Below are 21,706 nucleotides of genomic sequence, written 5' to 3'. Positions count from 1 at the left end.
GGAAGGCGTGTGCGTAGCCGCCGGGCCCTCCGTCTGCGCACCCTCAACTCCCCTTTGACGGCCCGCCGTTGTGCCGTCGCCTGCTCCACCATCTCGCCAGGAGACCGAAGACCGTGAAGACCATCGAAGACCTGGACGTCGCCGGCCGGCGCGTGTTCGTCCGCGCGGACCTGAACGTCCCGCTGTCCGGCGGCACGATCACCGACGACGGCCGGATCCGCGCCGTCGCCCCGACCATCGCCAAGCTCGTCGAGCGCGGTGCGAAGGTCGTCGTCGCCTCCCACCTCGGCCGCCCCAAGGGCGAGCCGGACCCGCAGTTCTCCCTCGCGCCGGTGGCCGTCCGCCTCGGCGAGATCCTCGGCCGGCCGGTCGCGTTCGCGACCGACACCGTGGGCGAGAGCGCGAAGGCCACCGTCGCCGCCCTGGCCGACGGCGAGGTCACGCTGCTCGAGAACCTGCGCTTCAACGCCGGTGAGACCAGCAAGGACGACGCCGAGCGCGGCGCCTTCGCCGACCGGCTGGCCGGCCTCGCCGACCTCTACGTCGGCGACGGCTTCGGTGCCGTGCACCGCAAGCACGCCTCGGTGTTCGACCTGCCGGCCCGCCTGCCGCACGCGGTCGGCGACCTGATCGCCACCGAGGTGGGCGTCCTCAAGCGCCTCACCGAGGAGGTCGAGCGCCCGTACGTGGTGGTGCTCGGCGGCTCCAAGGTGTCCGACAAGGTCGGCGTGATCGACAACCTGCTCGGCAAGGCCGACCGCATCCTGATCGGCGGCGGCATGGCGTACACCTTCCTCAAGGCCAAGGGCTACGAGGTCGGCAGCTCGCTGCTGCAGGAGGACCAGATCCCGACGGTGCTGGACTACCTCAAGCGCGGTGAGGAGAACGGCGTCGAGTTCGTGCTGCCGGTGGACGTCGCGATCTCCGGGACGTTCCCGGACCTCAGGACGCAGGCACCGGTCGGCGACTTCGCGGTGGTCGGCGCCGACGGCATCCCGGCGGGCACGCTGGGTCTGGACATCGGCCCCCGCTCCTGCGAGCTGTTCGCGGAGAAGCTGGCCGACGCGAAGACGGTGTTCTGGAACGGCCCGATGGGCGTCTTCGAGCACCCGGCCTTCGCCGACGGCACCCGGGCCGTCACCCAGGCCCTGATCGACAGCGACGGGTTCACCGTGGTCGGCGGCGGCGACTCCGCCGCGGCCGTCCGCACCCTGGGCTTCGACGAGACGAAGTTCGGGCACATCTCGACCGGCGGTGGCGCGAGCCTCGAGTACCTGGAGGGCAAGACCCTGCCCGGTCTCGCCGCACTGGAAGGCTGAAACACGTATGACTGAGCGTCTCCCGCTGATGGCGGGCAACTGGAAGATGAACCTCAACCACCTCGAGGCCATCCAGCACACCCAGAAGCTGGCGTTCGCGCTGGCCGACAAGGACTACGCGGCGGTCGAGGTGGCCGTCCTCGTGCCGTTCACCGACCTGCGTTCGGTGCAGACCCTGGTCGACGGCGACAAGCTGAAGATCAGGTTCGGCTCGCAGGACATCTCGCAGCACGACGGCGGTGCCTACACCGGCGAGATCTCCGGCCCGATGCTGGCCAAGCTGAAGTGCACCTACGCGGTGATCGGCCACTCCGAGCGCCGCGAGTACCACGACGAGACCGACGAGCTGGTCAACGCCAAGGTCAAGGCCGCCTACCGGAACGGGATCACCCCGATCCTGTGCATCGGCGAGCCGCTGGAGATCCGCAAGGCCGGCACCCACGTCGCGTACACCCTGGCCCAGCTCGACGGCGGCCTCAAGGACGTCCCGGCCGACCAGGCCGAGTCCGTCGTCGTCGCCTACGAGCCGGTCTGGGCGATCGGCACCGGCGAGGTGGCGACCCCCGAGGACGCCCAGGAGGTCTGCGCCGCCATCCGCGCCCGGATCGCCGAGCTGTACTCCGCCGAGCTCGCGGACAAGGTCCGGGTGCTGTACGGCGGTTCGGTCAAGTCGTCGAGCGCGGCCGGCCTGATGGCCAAGCCGGACATCGACGGCGGCCTGGTCGGCGGTGCCTCGCTGGACGCCGAGGAGTTCGTCAAGATCGTGCGGTACCGTGAGCAGGCAGTAGGCTAACGCCGCCGCAGCAACGTAGGCTTTGGGGCCGGACCACCTGGCGTGGTCCGGCCCCTTCGCCGAAGATACGAGAGAGTTGGTCCCGCCGTGGTTCTCGGGTTCTCGATTGCCCTGATCGTCTTCAGCCTGCTGATGATCCTCCTGGTGCTGCTGCACAAGGGAAAGGGCGGCGGCCTGTCGGACATGTTCGGTGGCGGCGCGATGTCCACCGGCGGTGGCTCCGCGGTCGCCGAGCGCAACCTGGACCGCATCACGATCGTGGTCGGCCTGGGCTGGTTCGCCTCGCTGTTCGTACTCAGCATGGTCCTGAAGTACAAGAGCTGACATACCTCTGACGCCCCGTCGCCCCGCGGCCTATCCTGGGAGGGTCCGGGGCGGAGCCGGTGGTGGCGCATCCTTAACTCCTGCTTACACTAGGACGACTTTCGCCACCGACGCGCATCGCGGCGCGTCGGCGCACCAGCACCAGGGAGTCAGACCGTGGCAAGTGGCAACGCCATCCGTGGCAGCAGGGTCGGAGCCGGCCCGATGGGTGAGGCGGAGCGCGGCGAATCCGCCCCCCGCAACCGGATCTCCTTCTGGTGTGCCAACAAGCACGAGACGCGGCCGAGCTTCGCGGCCGAGGCGGTCATCCCGGACACCTGGGACTGCCCGCGCTGCGGCTTCCCGGCCGGGCAGGACGAGCACAACCCGCCCGCGCCGTCCCGCAACGAGCCGTACAAGACCCACCTGGCCTACGTGCGCGAGCGGCGTACCGACGCCGACGGCGAGGCGATCCTCGCCGAGGCGCTGGCCAAGCTCCGCGGCGAGATCTGAGCAGGCGAACACCGAAGGGCGCCACCCGTCACGGGTGGCGCCCTTCGGTGTTCCCGAGCCTCAGGCCGAGGCCGGGGGGTACAGCTGGGGCGGCAGCCGGTCCGCGGCGGCACGGTCCAGCAGCCACAGGGTGCGACTGGTGCCGTGCGCGCCGGAGGCGGGCGCCTGGAGCTCACCGGGGCCGGACAGGGCCAGCGCGACCGCGTCCGCCTTGTCCTCGCCGGCCGCCAGCAGCCAGACCTCGCGGGCGGCCCGGATCGCCGGCAGGGTGAGCGAGATCCGGGTCGGCGGAGGCTTCGGCGCGCCGCGCACGCCGACCACCGTCAGCTCGGTCTCCCGCACCCCGGGGTGCTCCGGGAACAGCGAGGCGACATGGGTGTCCGGGCCGACGCCGAGCAGCAGCACGTCGAAGGCGGGCACCCGGAGCCGGTCGGCGGGCCCGGCGGCCTCGGCGAGCTCCGCCGCGTAGCGGGCCGCCGCGGCGTCCACGTCCGAGCCGTCGACACCGTCCGAGGCGGGCATCTCGTGCACCCGCGCCGGGTCGAGCGGGACGGCGTCCAGCAGCTCGGCGCGGGCCTGGACGGCGTTGCGCTCCGGGTCGCCGGAGGGCAGGAACCGCTCGTCGCCCCACCAGAGGTCCAGCCGCGCCCAGTCGATCGCGTCGCGCGCCGGGGAGGCGGCGATCGCGGCCAGCAGGGCGTTGCCGTTGCGTCCGCCGGTGAGCACCACCGAGGCGGCGCCGCGGGCGGCCTGGGCGTCCACGATCCGGGTGATCAGCCGGGCCGCGGCCGCCTGGGCCATCAGCTCCTTGTCCCGGTGGACGACCAGCTGCGGGGTGGCCGCGGTCATGCGCCCGCCTTCTTGGCGGCGCGCTTGGCGGCGCCCTTGCGGGCCCCGCCGTCCGGGGCGGTGGCGGCGGCCGTCTCCTCGGCCACGGCCTCCTCGACGGCCTCCTCGACGGTCGCGCCGGCGGTCGCGGCCGGCCCGGTGGTATCCGGCTCCTTGAGCCGCTCCACCGGGGTGCGCACGGCCGTCGCGTAGATGTCGTCCGGGTCGAGCCGGCGCAGTTCCTCGGCGATCAGCTCCGAGGTCTCGCGCCGCTTGAGCGCCACCTGGCGGTCCGGCGAGCCGGGCATGCAGAGCGTGCCCAGCAGGCCGTCCGGGCGGTCCAGGGTGATGTCCCCGTCCGTGGTGCGCAGGTGCACCGCGGTGATGCCCGGGCCGTTGGTGACGACCCGCTCGACCGGCACGTGCAGCCGGTTGTGCAGCCACAGGCCGAGCAGTTCCACGCTGGGGTTGTACGACTCGCCCTCGACCGCCGCGGAGGTGATCGCGGACGGCCGCTGGTCCAGCGCGGCGGCCAGCATCGAACGCCAGCCGGTGATCCGGGTCCAGGCCAGGTCGGTGTCGCCCGGGGTGTAGCTCTGGGCCCGCTGGGCGAGCTGGCCGACCGGGGACTCGGCGGTGACCGCGTCGGTGATCCGGCGCTGGGCGAGCGCGCCGAGCGGGTCCTGCGCCGGGTGCAGCGGCGCGTTCTCGGGCCACCAGACCACGACCGGGGCGTCCGGCAGCAGCAGCGGCAGGACGACCGACTGGGCGTGCGCGGCGAGTTCGCCGTGCATGCGCAGGACGACCGTCTCGCCGGAGCCGGCGTCGGAGCCGACCAGGATCTCGGCGTCCAGGCGGGTCTCGGCGCGGGCCCGGGGCGAGCGCCCGGCGCGCTTGATGACCGCCAGGGTGCGCGAGGGGTGCTCGCGGGAGGCGTCGTTGGCGGCCCTGAGGGCGTCGTACGCGCTGCCCTCGTCAGTCACGATCACCAGGGTGAGCACCATGCCGGCGGCCGTCGAGCCGCTGGCCCGGCGCGCCTCCATGAGCGCTGCGTTGATCTTGCTGGACGTGGTGTCCGTGAGGTCGGTCTTCATGGCCGGCGCCAGCTCCTGCCGTCTCGTGCGAGCATCTCGTCCGCCTCGGCCGGGCCCCAGGTGCCGGCCGCGTACTCGGCGGGCTTGCCGTGGGCGTCCCAGTACCTCTCGATCGGGTCGAGGATCTGCCAGGAGAGCTCGACCTCCTGGTGGCGCGGGAAGAGGTTGGCGTCGCCGAGCAGCACATCGAGGATGAGCCGCTCGTACGCCTCCGGGGAGGACTCGGTGAAGGACTCGCCGTAGGCGAAGTCCATCGTGACGTCCCGGACCTCGAAGGAGGTGCCCGGCACCTTGGAGCCGAACCGCACGGTGACGCCCTCGTCCGGCTGCACCCGGATGACCAGGGCGTTCTGCCCCAGCTCCTCGGTCGCGTAGGAGTCGAACGGCAGGTACGGGGCGCGCTGGAAGACCACCGCGATCTCGGTGACCCGGCGGCCCAGCCGCTTGCCGGTGCGCAGGTAGAACGGCACCCCGGCCCAGCGGCGGTTGTTGATCTCCAGCTTGATGGCCGCGTAGGTGTCGGTCTTGGAGTCCGGGTTGATGCCGTCCTCGTCGAGGTAGCCGCCGACCTCCTCGCCGCCCTGCCAGCCGGCCGTGTACTGGGCGCGCACGGTGTGCTCGCCCAGGTCGGCCGGGAGCTTGACGGCGCTGAGCACCTTGAGCTTCTCGGCCACCAGCGCCTTCGGGTGGAAGGACGCCGGCTCCTCGATGGCGGTGAGCGCCATCAGCTGGAGCAGGTGGTTCTGGATGACGTCACGGGCGGAGCCGATGCCGTCGTAGTAGCCGGCCCGGCCGCCGATGCCGATGTCCTCGGCCATCGTGATCTGCACGTGGTCGACGTACGACCGGTTCCAGATCGGCTCGAACATCTGGTTGGCGAACCGGAGGGCCAGGATGTTCTGGACGGTCTCCTTGCCCAGGTAGTGGTCGATCCGGAAGACCTCGTCCCGGGGGAAGACCTCGTGGACGATCCGGTTCAGCTCCTGGGCGGACTCCAGGTCGTGGCCGAAGGGCTTCTCGATGACGGCGCGGCGCCAGGAGCCCTTGGGGGGGTCGGCCAGCCCGTGCTTCTTGAGCTGCTGGACGACGGTCGGGAAGAACTTCGGCGGCACGGACAGGTAGAAGGCGAAGTTGCCGCCGGTGCCCTGCGCCTGGTCCAGCTCCTCGATGGTCTCGCGGAGCTTGTCGAAGGCATCGTCGTCGTCGAAGGTTCCGTGGACGAAGCGCATGCCCTTGGCGAGCTGCTGCCAGACCTCCTCGCGGAAGGGGGTGCGGGCGTGCTCCTTGACCGCGTCGTGGACCTCCTGGGCGAAGTCCTCGTCCTTCCACTCGCGGCGGGCGAAGCCGACGAGGGAGAAGCCCGGCGGCAGCAGGCCGCGGTTGGCCAGGTCGTAGATGGCCGGCATGAGCTTCTTGCGGGAGAGGTCGCCGGTGACCCCGAAGATGACCAGGCCGGACGGCCCCGCGATGCGCGGGAGCCGCCGGTCCGAGGGGTCGCGAAGCGGGTTGACGGGTGCCGGCGGGAGGTTGTCCGCGTCCTGCTCCGAAGTCAACTCAGGGAAATCAGTGCTCACTTGATGGGCTCCGCTTTCGTGCGCCGTTCGCAGGGGGTCACTTCTCGTCGGCGAAGGAGGCGAGCGAGGCGGTGACGGTGTCGAGCAGCTCGTTCCAGGACTGCTCGAACTTCTCGACGCCCTCGTCCTCGAGCACCTGGACGACGTCGTCGTAGTCGACGCCCGCGGCGGCGATGGCGTCCATCACGGCCTTGGCGTCGGCGTAGTTGGGGACGATGGTGCCGCCGGTGACCACGCCGTGGTCGTCGGTGGCGTCCAGGGTGGCCTCGGGCATGGTGTTGACGGTGCCGGGGGCGACCAGCTCGGTGACGTAGAGGGTGTCCGGCAGCGCCGGGTCCTTGACACCGGTGGAGGCCCAGAGCGGACGCTGCGGCTTGGCGCCCGCGGCCTCCAGGGCGACCCAGCGGGCGCTGCCGGCGTTCTTGCCGTCGACGCTGCCGAAGACCTCCTCGTACGCCTGGTAGGCGAGGCGGGCGTTGGCCAGCGCGGCCTTGGAGCGGAGGTCCTTGGCGTCGCCGCCGATCTTCTCCAGGCGCTTGTCGATCTCGGTGTCCACGCGGGACACGAAGAAGGAGGCGACCGACTCGATCTGGGAGAGGTCCAGGCCCTTGGCCTTGGCGGCCTCCAGGCCGGTCAGGTAGGCGTCCATGACGGCCTTGTAGCGCTCCAGCGAGAAGATCAGCGTGACGTTGACGCTGATGCCCTTGCCGATGACCTCGGCGATCGCGGGCAGGCCGGCCCTGGTGGCGGGGATCTTGATGAAGACGTTCGGGCGGTCGACCAGCCACCACAGCTGCTTGGCCTCGGCCACCGTGGCGGCGGTCCCGTGGGCCAGTCGCGGGTCGACCTCGATCGACACCCGGCCGTCGCGGCCGTTGGAGGCGTCGTAGACCGGGCGCAGCACGTCGGCCGCGTCGCGGACGTCCGAGGTGGTGATCATACGGACGGCCTCGTCCGTGGTGACCTTGCGGACGGCGAGGTCCTTCAGCTGGCCGTCGTAGGAGCTGTCGCCGCCGCCGATGGCCTTCTGGAAGATGGTCGGGTTGGTGGTCACGCCCACCACGTGCTTGTGCTGCACCAGCTCGGCGAGGTTGCCGCTGTTCAGCCGCTTGCGGCTGAGGTCGTCCAGCCAGATCGCCACGCCTTCGTCGCTGAGGCGCTTCAGTGCGTCGGTCATGGTGCTTCAGTCCTTCTTCTGCTGTGGGGTTTGTGGGGCGGGCCGGGGCGCCGGTGTGCGGCGGCGCCCCGGCCCGGGTGCCGCTAGCGGCTGACGGCCTCGAGCGAACGGAGGGCGTTGTGGGCCTCGGCGACGACGCGCTCGGCGGTGATGCCGAACTCCTCGAACAGCACCTGGTAGTCGGCGGAGGCGCCGAAGTGCTCCAGCGAGACGATCCGGCCGTGGTCGCCGACCAGCTCGCGCCAGCCCTGGGCGATGCCGGCCTCGACCGAGACGCGGGCCTTGACCGACGGCGGCAGCACGCTGTCGCGGTAGGCCTGGTCCTGCTCCTGGAACCACTCGAAGGACGGGACCGAGACGACGCGGGTGGCGACGCCCTCGGCCTCCAGGACCTCGCGGGCCTTGACGGCCAGCTGGACCTCGGAGCCGGTGCCGAGCAGGATCACCTGCGGGGTGCCGCTGGAGGCCTCGGCCAGGATGTAGCCGCCCTTCGCGGTGCCCTCGGCGGAGCCGTGCACCGTGCGGTCGAAGGTCGGGACGTTCTGGCGGGTGAGGGCCAGGCCGACCGGGCCGGGGTGGGTGGTCTGGCGCTCCAGCACGGTGCGCCAGGCGACGGCGGTCTCGTTGGCGTCGGCCGGGCGGACCATGGCCAGGCCCGGGATGGCGCGCAGCGAGGCCAGCTGCTCGACCGGCTGGTGGGTCGGGCCGTCCTCGCCGAGGCCGATGGAGTCGTGCGTCCACACGTAGGTGACCGGCAGCTTCATCAGGGCGGCCAGCCGGACGGCGGGGCGCATGTAGTCGGCGAAGACCAGGAAGGTGCCGCCGAAGACGCGGGTCTTCCCGTGCAGCGCGATGCCGTTCATGGTGGAGCCCATGGCGTGCTCGCGGATGCCGAAGTGGATGGTCCGGCCGTAGGGGCCGGCCGACTTCAGCGGGTTGCCCTCGGGGAGGAACGAGCTGTCCTCGTCGATGGTGGTGAGGTTGGACTCGGCGAGGTCGGCCGAGCCGCCCCACAGCTCCGGGATCACCGCGCCGAGGGCCTTGAGCGTCTCGCCGCTGGCCTTGCGGGTGGCGACGGCCTTGCCGGCCTCGAAGACCGGGACGGCCTTCTTCCAGCCCTCGGGCAGCTCGCCGGCCGTGATCCGGTCGAACTCGGCGGCACGGTGCGGGTTGGCGGCGCGCCAGGCGTCGAAGGACTTCTCCCACTCGCCGCGCAGGGCCTTGCCGCGCTTGACGACCAGTCGGGCGTGCTCGAGGACCTGGTCGCTGACCTCGAAGGCCTTCTCCGGGTCGAAGCCCAGGACCTTCTTGGTGGCGGCGATCTCGGCGGCGCCGAGTGCGGAGCCGTGGGCCTTGGCGGTGTTCTGGGCGTCCGGGGCCGGCCAGGCGATGATCGTGCGCATAGCGATCATCGACGGGCGGGAGGTCTCGGCCTTGGCGGCGGTCAGGGCCTCGGCGAGCGCCGCGACGTCGATGTCGCCGTTCGACTTCGGCGAGACGCGCTGGACGTGCCAGCCGTACGCCTCGTAGCGCTTGAGGACGTCCTCGGAGAAGGCGGTCTCGGTGTCGCCCTCGATCGAGATGTGGTTGTCGTCGTAGAGCGCGACCAGGTTGCCGAGCTTCTGGTGGCCGGCGAGCGAGGAGGCCTCGGCGGAGACGCCCTCCTCCAGGTCGCCGTCGGAGACGATGGCCCAGACGGTGTGGTCGAACGGCGACTCGCCGGCCGCGGCGTCCGGGTCGAACAGGCCGCGCTCGAAGCGGGCCGCCATCGCCATGCCCACGGCGTTGGCGATGCCCTGGCCGAGCGGGCCGGTGGTGGTCTCGACGCCGGCGGTGTGGCCGTGCTCGGGGTGACCCGGGGTGCGGCTGCCGGCGACCCGGAACGCCTTGAGGTCGTCGAGCTCCAGGCCGTAGCCGGAGAAGTAGAGCTGGGTGTAGAGGGTCAGACTGGTGTGCCCGGGGGAGAGGACGAACCGGTCACGGCCGGCCCAGGCCGGGTCGGTCGGGTCGTGGCGCAGGAAGCGCTGGAAGATCAGGTAGGCGGCGGGGGCCAGCGACATGGCCGTCCCCGGGTGTCCGTTGCCGACCTTCTGAACCGCGTCCATCGCCAGGACGCGGGCCGTGTCGACGGTCCGGTCGTCGAGGTCCGACCACTCGAATGTATTCGGCGTCGTGCTCACCCTGTCTCAGGGCTCCTTCCATTGTGAAGAGTGACCCCGTGAGGGACCGGGTCGGCCACGTCGCTGGGGCCGGACGCTGGGTGGTGCCGGTCACGGAGGGTAGATCCCGCTTCTGTGGGCGAGCCTACCGTCCGGCCCGGGGCTCACCCTCCGTGGTGGGACAACCCAGGCATGTCGGCAGTCATTCCCCGGACATTTCGTGGACGACCGTGCGGCCGGAGGCCCCGTCCATTTGTCCACCCTCGCCCGGATCCGTCCGGTTCGCCTCTCCGGGGCGCGGGACGGGGGACGGGTGCTCCCGGCGGGCCCGGGAGCGGCCTCGCGGACAACGTTCCTGGTCGGGACGGCGGGGTTCACCCGGGGGTGTGCGTTCCGCCCCGCCCGGGGCACCCCGGGGCCGGTGGGGAGATATGGAGCGTCTAAGGTGGCGTGGTACGCGCAGAGCGGACGATTCGGGAACAACGTTCCGGTGGCCGCCTGTGAGGATTCATCTTCAGTTGGGGTGTTAGTGACCGCCGTCGAATCCCGTCCCGCCGGGGTCACCGGGGCGACGCCTGCGCACCGGCCGTTCGGGGCCCGTGTCGGCGCCTTCGTCGCACTGACCAAACCGCGGATCATCGAGCTGCTGCTGATCACCACGGTGCCGGTGATGTTCCTGGCGGAGCGCGGGGTGCCCGACCTCCTGCTGGTGCTGAAGGTCGTCATCGGCGGGTACCTCTCGGCCGGTGGCGCCAACGCCCTCAACATGTACATCGACCGCGACATCGACGCGGTGATGACCCGCACCGAGCGCCGGCCGATCGTCACCGGCATGGTGTCGCCGCGCGAGGCGCTGGTGTTCGGCATCGCGCTCGGCGTCCTGTCGACGGTCTGGCTGGGCGTCCTGGTCAACTGGCTGTCCTCGGCGCTGGCGCTCGGCGCACTCCTCTTCTATGTGTTCGTCTACACGCTGGGGTTGAAGCGCCGCACCGCGCAGAACATCGTCTGGGGCGGCATCGCGGGATGCATGCCGGTCTTCGTCGGCTGGGCGGCGATCACCAACTCGCTCTCCTGGTCGGCGCTGGTGCTGTTCCTGGTGATCTTCTTCTGGACGCCGCCGCACTACTGGCCGCTGTCGATGAAGGTCCGCGAGGACTACGCCCGGGCCGGGGTGCCGATGCTTCCGGTGATCAAGGGCAACCTGGCGGTGGCCAAGCAGATCGTCGCCTACTCCTGGGTGATGGTGGCGGTCTCGCTGCTGCTGTGGCCGCTGGCCGACACCAGTTGGCTGTACCCGGCCGCCGCGGTGGTGCTGGGCGCGGCCTGGTTGAAGGAGGCGCACGCGCTGTACGGGCGGGCGAAGTCCGGCCTCGTCGGCGCCAAGCTCAAGGAGATGCGGCTGTTCCACTGGTCGATCACCTATCTGACGCTGCTCTTCGTGGTGATCGCGGTGGACCCGTTCGTGAAGTGACGCGATGACGCGGTGACGCGCGACGCGGACGTGAGGAAGGGCCCCGGTCGACTCGACCGGGGCCCTTCGCGTTTCGTGGTGGTGGTGGTGGTGGCGGCGGCGGTGGCGGCCGGGGGCTAGCGGTCGGGCAGCTCGGAGGGGCCGACGTGGCCGTCCAGCCAGTCCTTGAGCGGCTGCGAGGCGCGCAGGAACCCGGTGATCCGCTCGTACGCGGCGTGGGTGCCCAGCCAGGGTTCGGGGGCCCACTCCTGCCAGGCGATCAGTCCCTTGTGGCGGAGCAGTCCGATCCGCGGGTGGTCCTTGGGGTAGCCGCGCGGGGCGGACTTCAGGGAGTCCCGGCCGACCACCTCCGGCCCGGCCCGGCGGACCCGGTCGGCCACCCGCTCCAGCTCGGCGCCGGAGACGTCCTCGGCGACCGCGGTCCGGTAGCGGTCCAGCTGGTCGGGGGCGAGCCGGTAGAGCCCGTTGCCGCAGGCCAGGCCGTCGGCGGAGAGCTGGACGTAGCCGCCGGCCGCCAGGTGGGCGCCGATGTGCGTCTTGTACGGGGACTTGTCGGCGCTGAACCGCACATCGCGGTTGGGGCGGAAGATCCTGCCAGGCCCGAACTCGGGCTCGAGCTCGTCCAGCAGCCGTTCCATCGGCTCCCGTACGGCCTGCTCGTACTGGTCCTTGTGGGACTGCCAGAAGGTCTTGGAGTTGTCGGCCTCGAGGTGCTCGTAGAAGTCGAGCGCCTCGGCCGGCCAGCCGTCGAAGGTCACCCGACCAGTATGTGGCCCGGTGCACACGGCGCTCCCGTCGCCAGCTCTACTACCGCTCGGTAGCATGCGGGCATGAGCAGCGCAGAGACCGCCACCCCCGCCGCGCCGGACGCCCGTGCCGAGCGCCGCGCCAAGCGCATCGCCAAGAACCTGACCGCCTTCGCCGCGGCGCACGGCGGCAGCGCCGACGGCGTCGTCGAGTACGTCGGCTCGGTCGCCACCCGGATCGTCGTGGTCGGCGCCGACGGCGCCTGGGGCGACCAGGTCGCGCCCAGCTACGCGGTCGGCCGCCGGGCCGCCGAGCTGGCCGGGGTCACCCTGCACGAGAGCTTCGAGGGCGAACTCGGCCTGAAAGTGCGCACCGGCCCGTATGAGTGGAAGCGGATGGCCGGCATCCAGATCGGCGGCTGACCCCGCCCCGTCGCACGCGGTAGGGCCCCGGTCTCCGCGGAGATCGGGGCCCTACTGCGTGCGACGGGGTCAGGCGGTTGCCGGTTCGGGGGCGCGGGTGGGGGGTGCGGCCGGGGCCGGGGTGTGCTCGCGGGTGCGGAGGGCGAGCGGGATGCGCAGGGCGGCGATCCAGATCAGGGTGGCGCCCAGCATGTGCAGGCCGACCAGGAGCTCCGGGACGTCGGTGAAGTACTGGACGAAGCCGATCACGCCCTGGAGCAGCAGGCCGACCAGCAGCTCGCGGGCCCGGGCCCGGGCGGCCGGCGGGGCCTTGACGGCGGCGAACACGAAGACCACCGCGATCGAGAGGCCGATCGAGAGGAAGGCCAGGTCGGCGTGGGCCTGGGCGAGGCGGTCGTAGTCCAGCGGGATCCGCGGGACCATCTTGTTGTCCTTGGGCGTCCCGGGGTGGTGGCCGGCGCCGGTGACCAGGGTGCCGGCGGCCACCAGCAGGCCGATCACGCCGACGAGGGCGTAGGAGAGCCGCTTGATCGGCTCGGCCACCAGCGGGCGGGCCGGGCCGTCGCCCTCCCCGGACCGCTCCCACATCAGGGTCGCGACCCAGACCAGGGCCATCGCGGCGATCAGGTGCAGCGCCACCGTGTACGGGTTGAGGCCGGTCAGCACGGTGATGCCGCCGAGTACGGCGTTGCTCATCACCAGCCAGAACTGGGCCCAGCCGAGCTTGGTCAGGCCGCGCCGCCGGGGCCGGGCGCAGCGCGCGGCGATGATCGCCCAGCCGACCGCGGCGCTCAGGACGTAGGTGAGCATCCGGTTGGTGAACTCCACGACGCCGTGGAAGCCCATCTCGGCGGTCGGGGTGAGGCTCTCGTCGGTGCAGCGCGGCCAGGTGGTGCAGCCGAGGCCGGAGGCGGTGAGGCGGACGGCGCCGCCGGTGACGACGATCACCACGCTCATCACCAGCGCGGCGAACGCGGCGCGCTTGACCATGGCGGCGGAGGGCTGCCAGCGCTCGGCGAGCAGGGAGAAGGGGGTGGTGTTAGGCACGGCGTCCATGGTATGCGGCCTTACAGCCGATCTTGGGGCGGGGCGGGGCGGGGCGGGGCGGGGCGGGGCCGGGGCGGAGCCGGGGTGGGGGCGTGGCTCGGGTCGGGGGCGCCCGGGGGCGGCCGGTGTCGACTTGGCGGCAAATCAACCGAGGGCAGGACGGGGTAAAGCGGACTCTTCCGGCAATGCGGTCATTGGTCTTGACCAATTACCCATCTGGCCGAAAGAGTGCGGTTTGGTCCATACCTTTTTCGGGACCTCTCCCACCCCCGCACGCAAGCGGAGATCCTGCACATGCGCATATCCGTTCCCGCCGCAGCGCTCGCGCTCGGTGGATCACTCGTTCTGGCCGGGCTCGTCGCCCCGGCCGCCGCCCACGCCGCCCCGAGCCAGTGCCTGGGCCTCGGGGTCGCCAATCTCTACGGGGAGTTCGTCGAGGGCGACGACACCCACACGCCGGACGCCGAGGGTGCGGTGGCGGTGGGCGGCAACGCCGACTTCACCGGCGGCTTCTCGGTCGGCCAGGAGCTGACCCCCGAGCAGGTCAAGGCGCTGCCGGGCGGCAACGCCCTGGTCGTCGCCGGCAAGCTCACCGGCCACAACACCCAGGTGATGAAGGGCAACGGCGTCTACGGCTCGAAGGCCGAGGGCGCCGTGGTCCAGGCCCACCAGGGCACGGTCGCCCAGGGGAAGTCGCCGATCGACTTCACCGCCGAGTTCGCCCGGGTGCGCGCCGTGTCCACCACCCTGGCCGGTGCGCCGCAGACCGCCGGCGCCACCGTCGAGGTCAAGGGCAAGGGGCTCCACCTCACCAGCGGCGACGCCGCCTTCAACAGCTTCACCGTCTCCGCCGCCACCCTCCAGGGTGCCGCCGAGATCTTCGTCAAGGTGCCGGCCGGCTCGGTCACCGTGGTCACCGTGACCGGCGACTCGTACGACATGGCGGCAGCCAGGACCACGGGCTTCCACCTCTGGGACGAGGGTAAGAAGGCCTACGTCCTGGACGACAAGCTGCAGAGCGCGCACGGCGGGGCGGTCCGCTCCAAGCTGCTCTGGAACTTCCCGACCGCCACCAAGGTGGTCAAGAGCAGCCAGGCCGCCTGGTCCGGCACCGTGCTGGCGCCGAACGCGGCGTTCGACCTCGGTTCGGCGGCCCCGGTGAACGGCTCGGTCATCGTCAAGTCGCTGACCGGCAAGGGCGGTGCGGAGACGCACCACTACCCCTTCACCGGCTGCCTGCCGACCACGCCGCCCACCACGCCGCCGACGACGCCGCCGACCACCTCGCCCACCACGCCGCCGGTGGTGCCGCCGACCGGTACGCCGTCGGCGAGCGTCACCCCGAGCACGCCGGGCTCCACCGGGACCCCGAGCACGCCGCCGACCACCCCCGGCACGACCGGCACCCCGGCTCCCTCGGTGACCCCGAGCGCCTCGGGCAGTCCGTCCGGGCCGGCCACCGGCAGGCCGAGCGCGAGCGGGTCGGCGAGTCCGTCCGCGAGCGCCTCCGCCTCGGCGGCCGTGCCGGGCGCCTCGGCGAGCCCGTCGGCCGGGGCCGTCACCGAGGGCGGTCTCGCCCACACCGGTTCCGGTCCGGTGGTGCCGCTGACGATCGCCGGCGGCCTGGCCCTCGCCGCCGGTGGCGCGCTGGTCCTGGTCGCGCGTCGGCGCAAGGCGGCCGGCCGGGTCTGACCCGTCGCGGTCCGCGCGGTACTGGTCCCAGCCGTAGTGGTCCCAGCCGTACTGGTCCCGGCCGTACCGGTCCGCGCCGAACCGGTTGAAGGGGCGTGACCCGCTTTGCTCCTTAAGGCACCCCTGGTGATCGAAAGTGATCACCAGGGGTGCAGTCTTTCGGCCACCTTGACGGTGTCCGGACGGGTCGGCGGCAGTGGCGTTGCCCGAGCTGACGGGGCTGCGGGGCCGCCGAAGCACATCCGGACGTCACCGGAAAGTCGAAATCCGGACACGCAGCGGGGTGTGGAGCGGTAGGGGGCTGCCGGTAGAGTCCCCCGGACAGTCGTAGCGGGCCACCGCTGTTCCACTCAATGCGCCTGCTGCACAAGACCGTTCGGAGGGAACTACGAAATGGCGCGACAGCGGCGGCAGATAGGCATCGGCAGTGCGGCGATCGCGGGAACGGCCGTGGCCGCCGTCCTGCTGCCGGTGGCGCTGGCCACCAGTGCCTCGGCCCACGTCCCGACCTGGCAGGTCACCTGCGACAAGATAGTGATCGACCTCGCCAACTACAGCGACAAGACCGGCGTCAAGAACGCCGTCAGTCTGACCGTCGACGGCGAGAAGCTGCTGGACCAGAAGGAGTTCGGCAAGACCTTCAAGCAGACCTTCCCGGTGAAGGACCACAGCGCGCCGATCAAGGCCACGTTCGTGGTGACCACCACCGAGGACCCGAAGAACGCGGACTGGAACAAGACGGAGACGAAGACGATCGAGGTCTGCGTGACCCCGACGCCCACTCCGACTCCCACCCCGACCGTCACCCCGACGCCGACGCCGACCCCGACGCCGACGCCGACCCCGACGCCGACCCCCACTCCGACGCCGACCGTCACGCCGACGCCGACCCCGCCGCCGGTCACCCCGACCGTGACGCCGAGCCGGCCGCCCACGCCCACGTCCACCCCGTCGACCGCCGCGCCCGTCCCGCCCCGGACGTCCTCGCCGACCCCGGCCGGCCCGGCGCTGGCCGCGACCGGTAGCAGCGATGCCACCCCGGTCATCGCGGCCGTCGGCGGCGGTGTCGTGCTCCTCGGCGGCGCGCTCGTCCTGCTCGCCCGCCGCCGCCGCGGCGGCGACCAGGGCTGACCCACGCCGCACGGCCGGTAGCCGCGACAGCTCCCCGCTCACCCGAGCGGGGAGCTGTCGCGGTTCTGTCGCCTGTCAGGGCCCTGGAGCGCGGCGTGAGGGCTCCGGTCGACCGGGCGTCGAGCACCGCCTCGGACGTGGTCGCGCCGGGGCCGGAGCCGCGGTCCTTCCCGATCAACGCGGGCGTTCATCGTTTGTCTACCGGGTTAGTCCATGATCGATTGCACGGGGCGCCCGCACGTTCACGGGCACGAAGGCAGGAGAGAGGTACTCGGGGACATGAAGGCGGCGAAGGTGCTGCGGCACATGGGCATCGCGATGGCGACCGGCGCGCTGGCGCTGGCGGGGACGTTGGCGGGGGCGGGGAGCGCGCAGGCGGCGTACGACCCGGTGGACCACTCCATCTGGGACGACGAGCCGCTCTACCAGGGCTGGCACGTCGACTCGTGGACCACCCAGCTGGTCATGCAGACCGACGGCAACCTGGTCATCAACCAGAACGGCAAGGGCACGGTCTGGGCCTCGGGCACCTCCGGCTGCGGCTACAAGGCCGTCATGCAGTCGGACGGGAACCTCGTCGTCTACGACGTCAACAACCACCCCTGCTGGTCCACCGGCACGGTCGGGCACCCGCACGCCAGGCTGACGGTCACCGACGCCGGCGCCGTCGTCATCCACTGGGACGGCTCCACCGGTCCTCGCATCCCCCACTCGAACACGGGCGGCTCCGTGATCCTGTCGTCCGACCTGTACTGAGCGGGCCGGTACTCACCCGCGGGCGAGCCACTCGACCAGGTCGGCCACCGACCACTGCGGCCGTGCCGCGAGCCGGGTGGCCGCCGTCCGCAGCAGGACGGGCAGGTGGCCGCAGAGGCCCGCCACCTCGGCCACCGCGTCCGGCTCCCGGCGGATCCGGTCGGCGCCCGCGATCCGGGCCAGCAGCTCGTAGGCGTCGTGCGGCTCCAGCGGTCCCACCGCCAGCCGCACGGCGTCGACGGGCAGCGCCCCCGGCTCCGCCCCCGCCACCACCGCCGCGCAGCCCGGTGTCCCGGGCAGCAGCGGCGCGGGGTCGGCCACACCGTCGAGCACGACCAGCACCCGCCGCCCGGCGAGCGCGGCCCGGTAGCGCGCGCACAGTTCGTCCGGACCGGCACCCGGCGCCGGCCACTCCCCGAGCGCCCGCAGGAACCCCGCCGACGCCGGACCGGACCCGCCGCCGCTCGCGTACAACTGCCCGTCCGGGAAGGCGTCCTGGACGGCGTGCGCGACGTGCACCGCCAGCGCCGACGTCCCGCTGCCGGCGGGGCCCGACAGCCCCAGGACCGGCGCCCCGGGCCCCCGCAGCACCCGCTCCGCCTCCCGCACCGGCGCCGCCCGGCCGACCAGGTCCGGGATGTCCGGCGGCAGTTGGCACGGCCTCGGCAGCCGCCGCGGCGGCAGCGGCACCTCACCGCGCCGGATCAGGCCGGCCAGCTCCACCACCGCAGGCGCCGGTTCCAGCCCCAGCGTCCGGTCCAGCCGCTCGCACAGCGCCCGGTAGGCCGCCAGCGCCTCCGCCGTACGCCCGCAGCGGTACAGCGCCAGCAGGTGCAGCCGCTGCACCTCCTCGTCGTGCGGGTGCCCGGCCGCCAGCGCGTCCAACGCGGGCAGCGCCTCGGCGTGCCGCCCGAGTCCCAGGTCCAGGTCGTGCAGCGCCTTCACCGCCGCGAACCGCCCCGCCGCCAGCCGCCCCCGGGCGCGCTCGGCGAGGACGCCCGGGACGCCGTCCAGCGCGCACCGCCCCTCCCACGTCCCGAGCGCCTCCGTCAGCAGGGCGTACGCCCGCACCGGGTCCCGCTGACGCAACGCGGTCGCCTCCGCCACCCCGTCCTCGTAGCGGAAGAGGTCGACGGCGCCGCGCCGCACCCCCAACCGGTAGCCGCCCGCCGCCGCGACCAGCAGTCCGGGCTCGGCCAGGGCGCGGCGCAGCCGGTGCGCGTGGGTGCCGATCTGACCCACCGGATCCTTCGGCCAGCGGGCGTCGTCCTCGCCCCACAGGCCCTCGACCAGGACCGCGGTGGGCACCAACTGGCCCGGGGTGAGCAGCAGGGCGGCGAGCACGGCCTGCTGCTGCGGCCTGCCGAGGTCGATCTCACGACCGTCGCGCCGGACCCGCAGCGGCCCCAGCAACTGGAAATCGAGCCCCATGCCCCACCCCTCGAAGCCATGAGTCCCGGTGCACAATCTGTGCAGAGAGCATAGGTGACCGGGGTGCGGCGGCGTCACTGACCGTACGGACATGGCGGGATCCCGGCACCCGACGAGTCTCGGAGGACGGGAGATGGCTGACATGGGGGGTTCCGGCCTGCGGTTCGGGCTGCTGGGGCCGCTGCGCGCCTGGTACGGGGAGCGGGAACTGGAGCTGGGCCGGCCGCAGCAGCGGGCCGTGCTCGCCGTCCTGCTGGGCGCCGCCGGGCGGACGGTGGCGACCGCGGTCCTGGTCGAGGGCGTGTGGGGCGGCGCCGCGCCGGCCGACCCGCGCAAGGCCGTCCAGGTGGCCGTCTCCCGGCTGCGTGTCGCGTTCCGGCCGTACACCGGGGACGATCCACAGCGGATGCCGCTGGTGCGGGTCGGCGACGGGTACGCCCTGCGGGTCCCGGAGGCCGAGGTGGACGCGGCCGTGTGGGACGCGCTGCTGGCCGAGGCCGGCCGGCTGCGGGACGCGGACGCGCCGCCGCAGGAGGTACGGGAGGTGCTGCGAGGCGCCCGGCGACTGTGGGCCGGCGAGCCGCTGGCCGGCCTGCCCGGGCCGCACGCCGAGTCCGTGCGGGCCCGCCTGGCCGAGCAACGGATCTCGGCCAAGGAGACGCAGCTCGAACTGGACGCCGAACTCGGCGACCGCACCGACCTGACGGCGGAGGCCGCCGCGCTGGCCCTGGAGCACCCGGGGCGGGCCCGGCTCACGGCCGTCCTGATGCGCGCCCTCTACCAGGCGGGCCGCAAGACCGAGGCGCTCGCGGTGTACGAGGACGCCCGCGCCTCGCTCCCTCCCGGTGAGCACGGCCCGGCCGCGCTGCAACTGCGCATCCTGCGCGAGGACGCCACCCTGCTGCCCGCCGCCGCCGCGACCGCCGAGCCCGCCGCCGAGAGCTGGCAGGCGCCTGAGCAACTCCCTTCCGGACTACCCGACTTCACCGGACGCGCGGAGGAGGCCGAGGCCCTTCTCGACCGCCTCGCCACCGCCGGCGGGCGGGCCGTCGTGGTCTCCGCCCTGGACGGCATGGGCGGCGTCGGCAAGACCACCCTCGCCGTCCACGTGGCCCGGCGGATCCGCGGGCGCTTCCCCGACGGGCAGCTCTTCGCCGACCTGCGCGGCGCCGACCGCACCCCGCCCGACCCGGGCACCGTGCTCGCCGGGTTCCTGCGCGCCCTCGGCGTGGCACCCGCCGAGATCCCGCCGGACACCCGGGAGCGCAGCGCGCTCTACCGCTCGGCGCTGGCCGGGCGGCGCGTCCTGGTCGTCCTCGACAACGCCGCAACCCCCGGCCACGTCGAACCGCTGCTGCCCGGCTCGGCCGGCTGCGCCGTCCTCATCACCAGCCGCCACCGGCTGGCCGGGCTCTCCGGAGCCCACCAGCTGCGCCTGGACGTCCTGCCGCCCGAGCAGGCGCTGGAACTTCTCACCCGGATCGTCGGCGCCGAGCGCGCCGCCGCCGAACCCGGGGCCGCCGAGGAGATCGTCCGGGCCTGCGGGCTGCTGCCGCTCGCCGTCCGCATCGTCGCCTCCCGGCTCGCCGCCGACCCCTCGCTCACCCTGGCCGCCCTCGCCGAAGGGCTGCGCCAGGAGCACCGGCTGGCCGAACTCAGCGACGGCGAACGGACCGTGGAAGCCAGCTTCGCGCTCTCCTACCACCGCCTCGACGCCGAACTCGCCCGAGCCTTCCGGCTGCTCGCCCTGCCCGACGCGCCCGACATCCCGCTGCCCTGCGCCGCCGCCCTGCTCGACCGCCCCGAGGCCGGGACCGCCGAGCTGCTCGAAACCCTCGTCGACCTCAACCTGCTGCACTCCCCCCGGTTCGGCCGCTACGGCTTCCACGACCTCGTCCGCGCCTACGCCCGCGGCCGGCTCGCCGCCGAGGACGGCGCCGCCGAACGCACCGCAGCCGCCGACCGGCTCACCGACTTCTGCCTCGCCACCGCCCGCAACGCCGACCGCGCCGCCCGCAAGGCCGACCCGGTCGAGCTCAGCCTGCTCGGCGTGCCCGTCCACCGCCCGGGCCGGGCCTTCGCCGACGGCTCCGAGGCGGTGCGCTGGATGCGCGAGCAGGCCGAGGTGCACGCCGCCGCCATCGCCCTGAGCTGCGCCGATCCGGACCTGCCGCTGGACCGGGCCGCCGAACTCGCCGACCGGATGGGCGCGGTGCTCTCCGAGCGCACCCAGACCACCGTCATCGCCGACCTCGCCGAGCAGCTGGCCCGGGAGGCCGCCGAGCGCGGCGACCACGGCGCGCTCGCCCTCGCCCGGTACCTGCGCGGCGCCAATCTGTGGCACGTCAACCGCTACGCCGAGTCGGAGGCGGAGATCCGCCGGGCCGTCGAGCTCTGCTCGTCGGCGGCAGGTTCCCCGGTGCCGGGCTCGTCGGCGGCAGGTTCCCCGGTGCCCGGCTCGTCCGTGGCCGGTTCCGCGGCAGCCGGTTCCGGTGCCGCTCCTTCCGCCGCGCAGACCGAACGCGTGCTCGCCAAGGCCCTGCTCACCCTCGGCGGCAACGCCCGCATCCACGGCCGCTACGCCGAGGCCGCCGAACACGCCGGCCGGGCCGCGCAGCTGTTCCGGCGCCTCGGCGCCGAACGCTCCGAGGGCAGCGCGCTCGGCGAGTTCGCGTTCAGCTGCGCCCAGACCGGCCGGCTCACCGAGGCCCGGGCCGCCGCCGAGCGCGGCGCCCTGCTGATGAGCGGCTCCGGGCCGGTCTCCGCCGCGACCGGCCGCTACTACCTCGCGAGGGTGCTGCGGCTGTGCGGTGACCCGGAGACGGCGCTCGCCCACGCCGCCGGAGCCCGCGCGGAGTTCGCCACCCTCCAGGTCACCGTGTTCGAGGCCGCGGCCGGCGACCTCGCCGCCCGCATCCACGCCGAGGCCGGCCGCTGGCTGCTCGCCGTCGACGCCGCCGAGGCGGTCCTTCCCCTCGCCCGCCGCACCAGCGCCGCCCTGGAGGCCGCCCTGCTGCGCACCCTCGGCACCGCGCTCACCGGCCTGGGCCGCCCGCGCCAGGCCCGGGCCTGTCTGGCGGATGGGCTGGAGGTGTACGGGCGGCTGGGCCTCGACGAGGACGCGGCGCAGGTCAGGGAGCTGCTGGCGGCCCTGGAGTGAGGCGCGGGAGCAGCGCGCGGGGCTAGCGCGCGGGGTTAGCGGGGTCGGCGGGAGCAGGACGCGGCGCAGGCCGCGCTACGCGCGTTGAC

General features: G+C 73.2%; 18 protein-coding genes. 10 read left to right on the top strand and 8 right to left on the bottom strand.

Annotated features, from left to right (window positions below; genetic code table 11):
- Positions 1–113 precede the first annotated feature (113 nt).
- The 4 genes from SM793_RS10515 (at position 114) to SM793_RS10500 (ending at position 2,928) form a co-directional block, all read left to right on the top strand.
- Positions 114–1,319 carry a phosphoglycerate kinase gene (locus SM793_RS10515; protein ID WP_320437819.1) on the top strand — a complete coding sequence of 402 codons (1,206 nt, stop codon included), beginning with the start codon at positions 114–116 and terminating at the stop codon, positions 1,317–1,319.
- A gap of 7 nt (positions 1,320–1,326) precedes the next feature.
- Entirely contained in the window at positions 1,327–2,112 is a 786-nt protein-coding gene (gene tpiA / locus SM793_RS10510; RefSeq protein WP_320437818.1) for a triose-phosphate isomerase, read from the top strand.
- A gap of 87 nt (positions 2,113–2,199) precedes the next feature.
- On the top strand, positions 2,200–2,436 hold the full coding sequence (gene secG / locus SM793_RS10505; protein ID WP_030394965.1) for a preprotein translocase subunit SecG: 237 nt from the start codon (positions 2,200–2,202) through the stop codon (positions 2,434–2,436).
- A 156-nt stretch (positions 2,437–2,592) separates the two neighbouring features.
- Positions 2,593–2,928 carry an RNA polymerase-binding protein RbpA gene (locus tag SM793_RS10500; RefSeq protein WP_035841977.1) on the top strand — a complete coding sequence of 112 codons (336 nt, stop codon included), beginning with the start codon at positions 2,593–2,595 and terminating at the stop codon, positions 2,926–2,928.
- A gap of 60 nt (positions 2,929–2,988) precedes the next feature.
- On the opposite strand, the gene pgl is transcribed toward SM793_RS10500, so the two are convergent.
- From pgl to tkt, 5 genes are all read right to left on the bottom strand, one after another.
- On the bottom strand, positions 2,989–3,777 hold the full coding sequence (gene pgl, locus SM793_RS10495) for a 6-phosphogluconolactonase (RefSeq protein ID WP_320437817.1): 789 nt from the start codon (positions 3,775–3,777) through the stop codon (positions 2,989–2,991).
- On the bottom strand, positions 3,774–4,850 hold the full coding sequence (gene opcA / locus SM793_RS10490; RefSeq protein ID WP_320437816.1) for a glucose-6-phosphate dehydrogenase assembly protein OpcA: 1,077 nt from the start codon (positions 4,848–4,850) through the stop codon (positions 3,774–3,776). Before opcA ends, pgl begins: the two co-directional genes overlap by 4 nt.
- Positions 4,847–6,403, bottom strand: coding sequence for a glucose-6-phosphate dehydrogenase (gene zwf / locus SM793_RS10485; protein ID WP_320437834.1), 1,557 nt, complete (start codon positions 6,401–6,403; stop codon positions 4,847–4,849). Before zwf ends, opcA begins: the two co-directional genes overlap by 4 nt.
- A gap of 58 nt (positions 6,404–6,461) precedes the next feature.
- Positions 6,462–7,601 carry a transaldolase gene (gene tal, locus SM793_RS10480; protein ID WP_320437815.1) on the bottom strand — a complete coding sequence of 380 codons (1,140 nt, stop codon included), beginning with the start codon at positions 7,599–7,601 and terminating at the stop codon, positions 6,462–6,464.
- A gap of 83 nt (positions 7,602–7,684) precedes the next feature.
- Positions 7,685–9,781 (bottom strand): transketolase, encoded by a 2,097-nt coding sequence (tkt, locus tag SM793_RS10475; RefSeq protein WP_320437814.1) that lies wholly within the window; start codon positions 9,779–9,781, stop codon positions 7,685–7,687.
- A gap of 508 nt (positions 9,782–10,289) precedes the next feature.
- On the opposite strand from tkt, the gene SM793_RS10470 reads away from it, so the two are divergent.
- Positions 10,290–11,231, top strand: coding sequence for a heme o synthase (locus tag SM793_RS10470; RefSeq protein ID WP_320437813.1), 942 nt, complete (start codon positions 10,290–10,292; stop codon positions 11,229–11,231).
- Between the two features lie 116 nt (positions 11,232–11,347).
- Here the strand turns inward: SM793_RS10470 and SM793_RS10465 are convergent, their stop codons facing one another.
- A complete protein-coding gene (locus SM793_RS10465) occupies positions 11,348–11,989 on the bottom strand; it encodes a DUF2461 domain-containing protein (RefSeq protein ID WP_320437812.1) in 642 nt (213 codons plus the stop codon).
- A gap of 72 nt (positions 11,990–12,061) precedes the next feature.
- On the opposite strand from SM793_RS10465, the gene SM793_RS10460 reads away from it, so the two are divergent.
- Positions 12,062–12,400 (top strand): hypothetical protein, encoded by a 339-nt coding sequence (locus tag SM793_RS10460; protein ID WP_320437811.1) that lies wholly within the window; start codon positions 12,062–12,064, stop codon positions 12,398–12,400.
- Positions 12,401–12,469: 69 nt separating this feature from the next.
- Here SM793_RS10460 and SM793_RS10455 read toward each other — a convergent pair whose 3' ends face one another.
- The gene (locus tag SM793_RS10455) at positions 12,470–13,456 is read right to left on the bottom strand and encodes a COX15/CtaA family protein (protein WP_320437810.1); all 987 of its coding nucleotides are present in this window, start codon (positions 13,454–13,456) and stop codon (positions 12,470–12,472) included.
- Positions 13,457–13,741: 285 nt separating this feature from the next.
- Here SM793_RS10455 and SM793_RS10450 point away from each other — a divergent pair, with 285 nt between their 5' ends.
- From SM793_RS10450 to SM793_RS10440, 3 genes are all read left to right on the top strand, one after another.
- Positions 13,742–15,139 carry a choice-of-anchor A family protein gene (locus SM793_RS10450; RefSeq protein ID WP_320437809.1) on the top strand — a complete coding sequence of 466 codons (1,398 nt, stop codon included), beginning with the start codon at positions 13,742–13,744 and terminating at the stop codon, positions 15,137–15,139.
- A 393-nt stretch (positions 15,140–15,532) separates the two neighbouring features.
- A complete protein-coding gene (locus SM793_RS10445; RefSeq protein ID WP_320437808.1) occupies positions 15,533–16,270 on the top strand; it encodes an LAETG motif-containing sortase-dependent surface protein in 738 nt (245 codons plus the stop codon).
- A 279-nt stretch (positions 16,271–16,549) separates the two neighbouring features.
- Entirely contained in the window at positions 16,550–17,026 is a 477-nt protein-coding gene (locus SM793_RS10440; protein WP_320437807.1) for a hypothetical protein, read from the top strand.
- A 12-nt stretch (positions 17,027–17,038) separates the two neighbouring features.
- Here SM793_RS10440 and SM793_RS10435 read toward each other — a convergent pair whose 3' ends face one another.
- Positions 17,039–18,457 (bottom strand): BTAD domain-containing putative transcriptional regulator, encoded by a 1,419-nt coding sequence (locus SM793_RS10435; RefSeq protein WP_320437806.1) that lies wholly within the window; start codon positions 18,455–18,457, stop codon positions 17,039–17,041.
- Between the two features lie 133 nt (positions 18,458–18,590).
- Between SM793_RS10435 and SM793_RS10430 the strand changes: the two genes are divergently transcribed.
- Positions 18,591–21,617, top strand: a complete 3,027-nt coding sequence (locus SM793_RS10430; protein WP_320437805.1) for an AfsR/SARP family transcriptional regulator — start codon at positions 18,591–18,593, stop codon at positions 21,615–21,617.
- The last annotated feature ends 89 nt before the right edge of the window (positions 21,618–21,706 follow it).

This window comes from Kitasatospora purpeofusca, assembly GCF_034043715.1.
Classification (GTDB): Bacteria; Actinomycetota; Actinomycetes; order Streptomycetales; family Streptomycetaceae; genus Kitasatospora; species Kitasatospora purpeofusca_A.
Note: the sequence above shows the minus strand (reverse complement) of the source record. Positions and strands in the feature narration are given on the sequence as shown.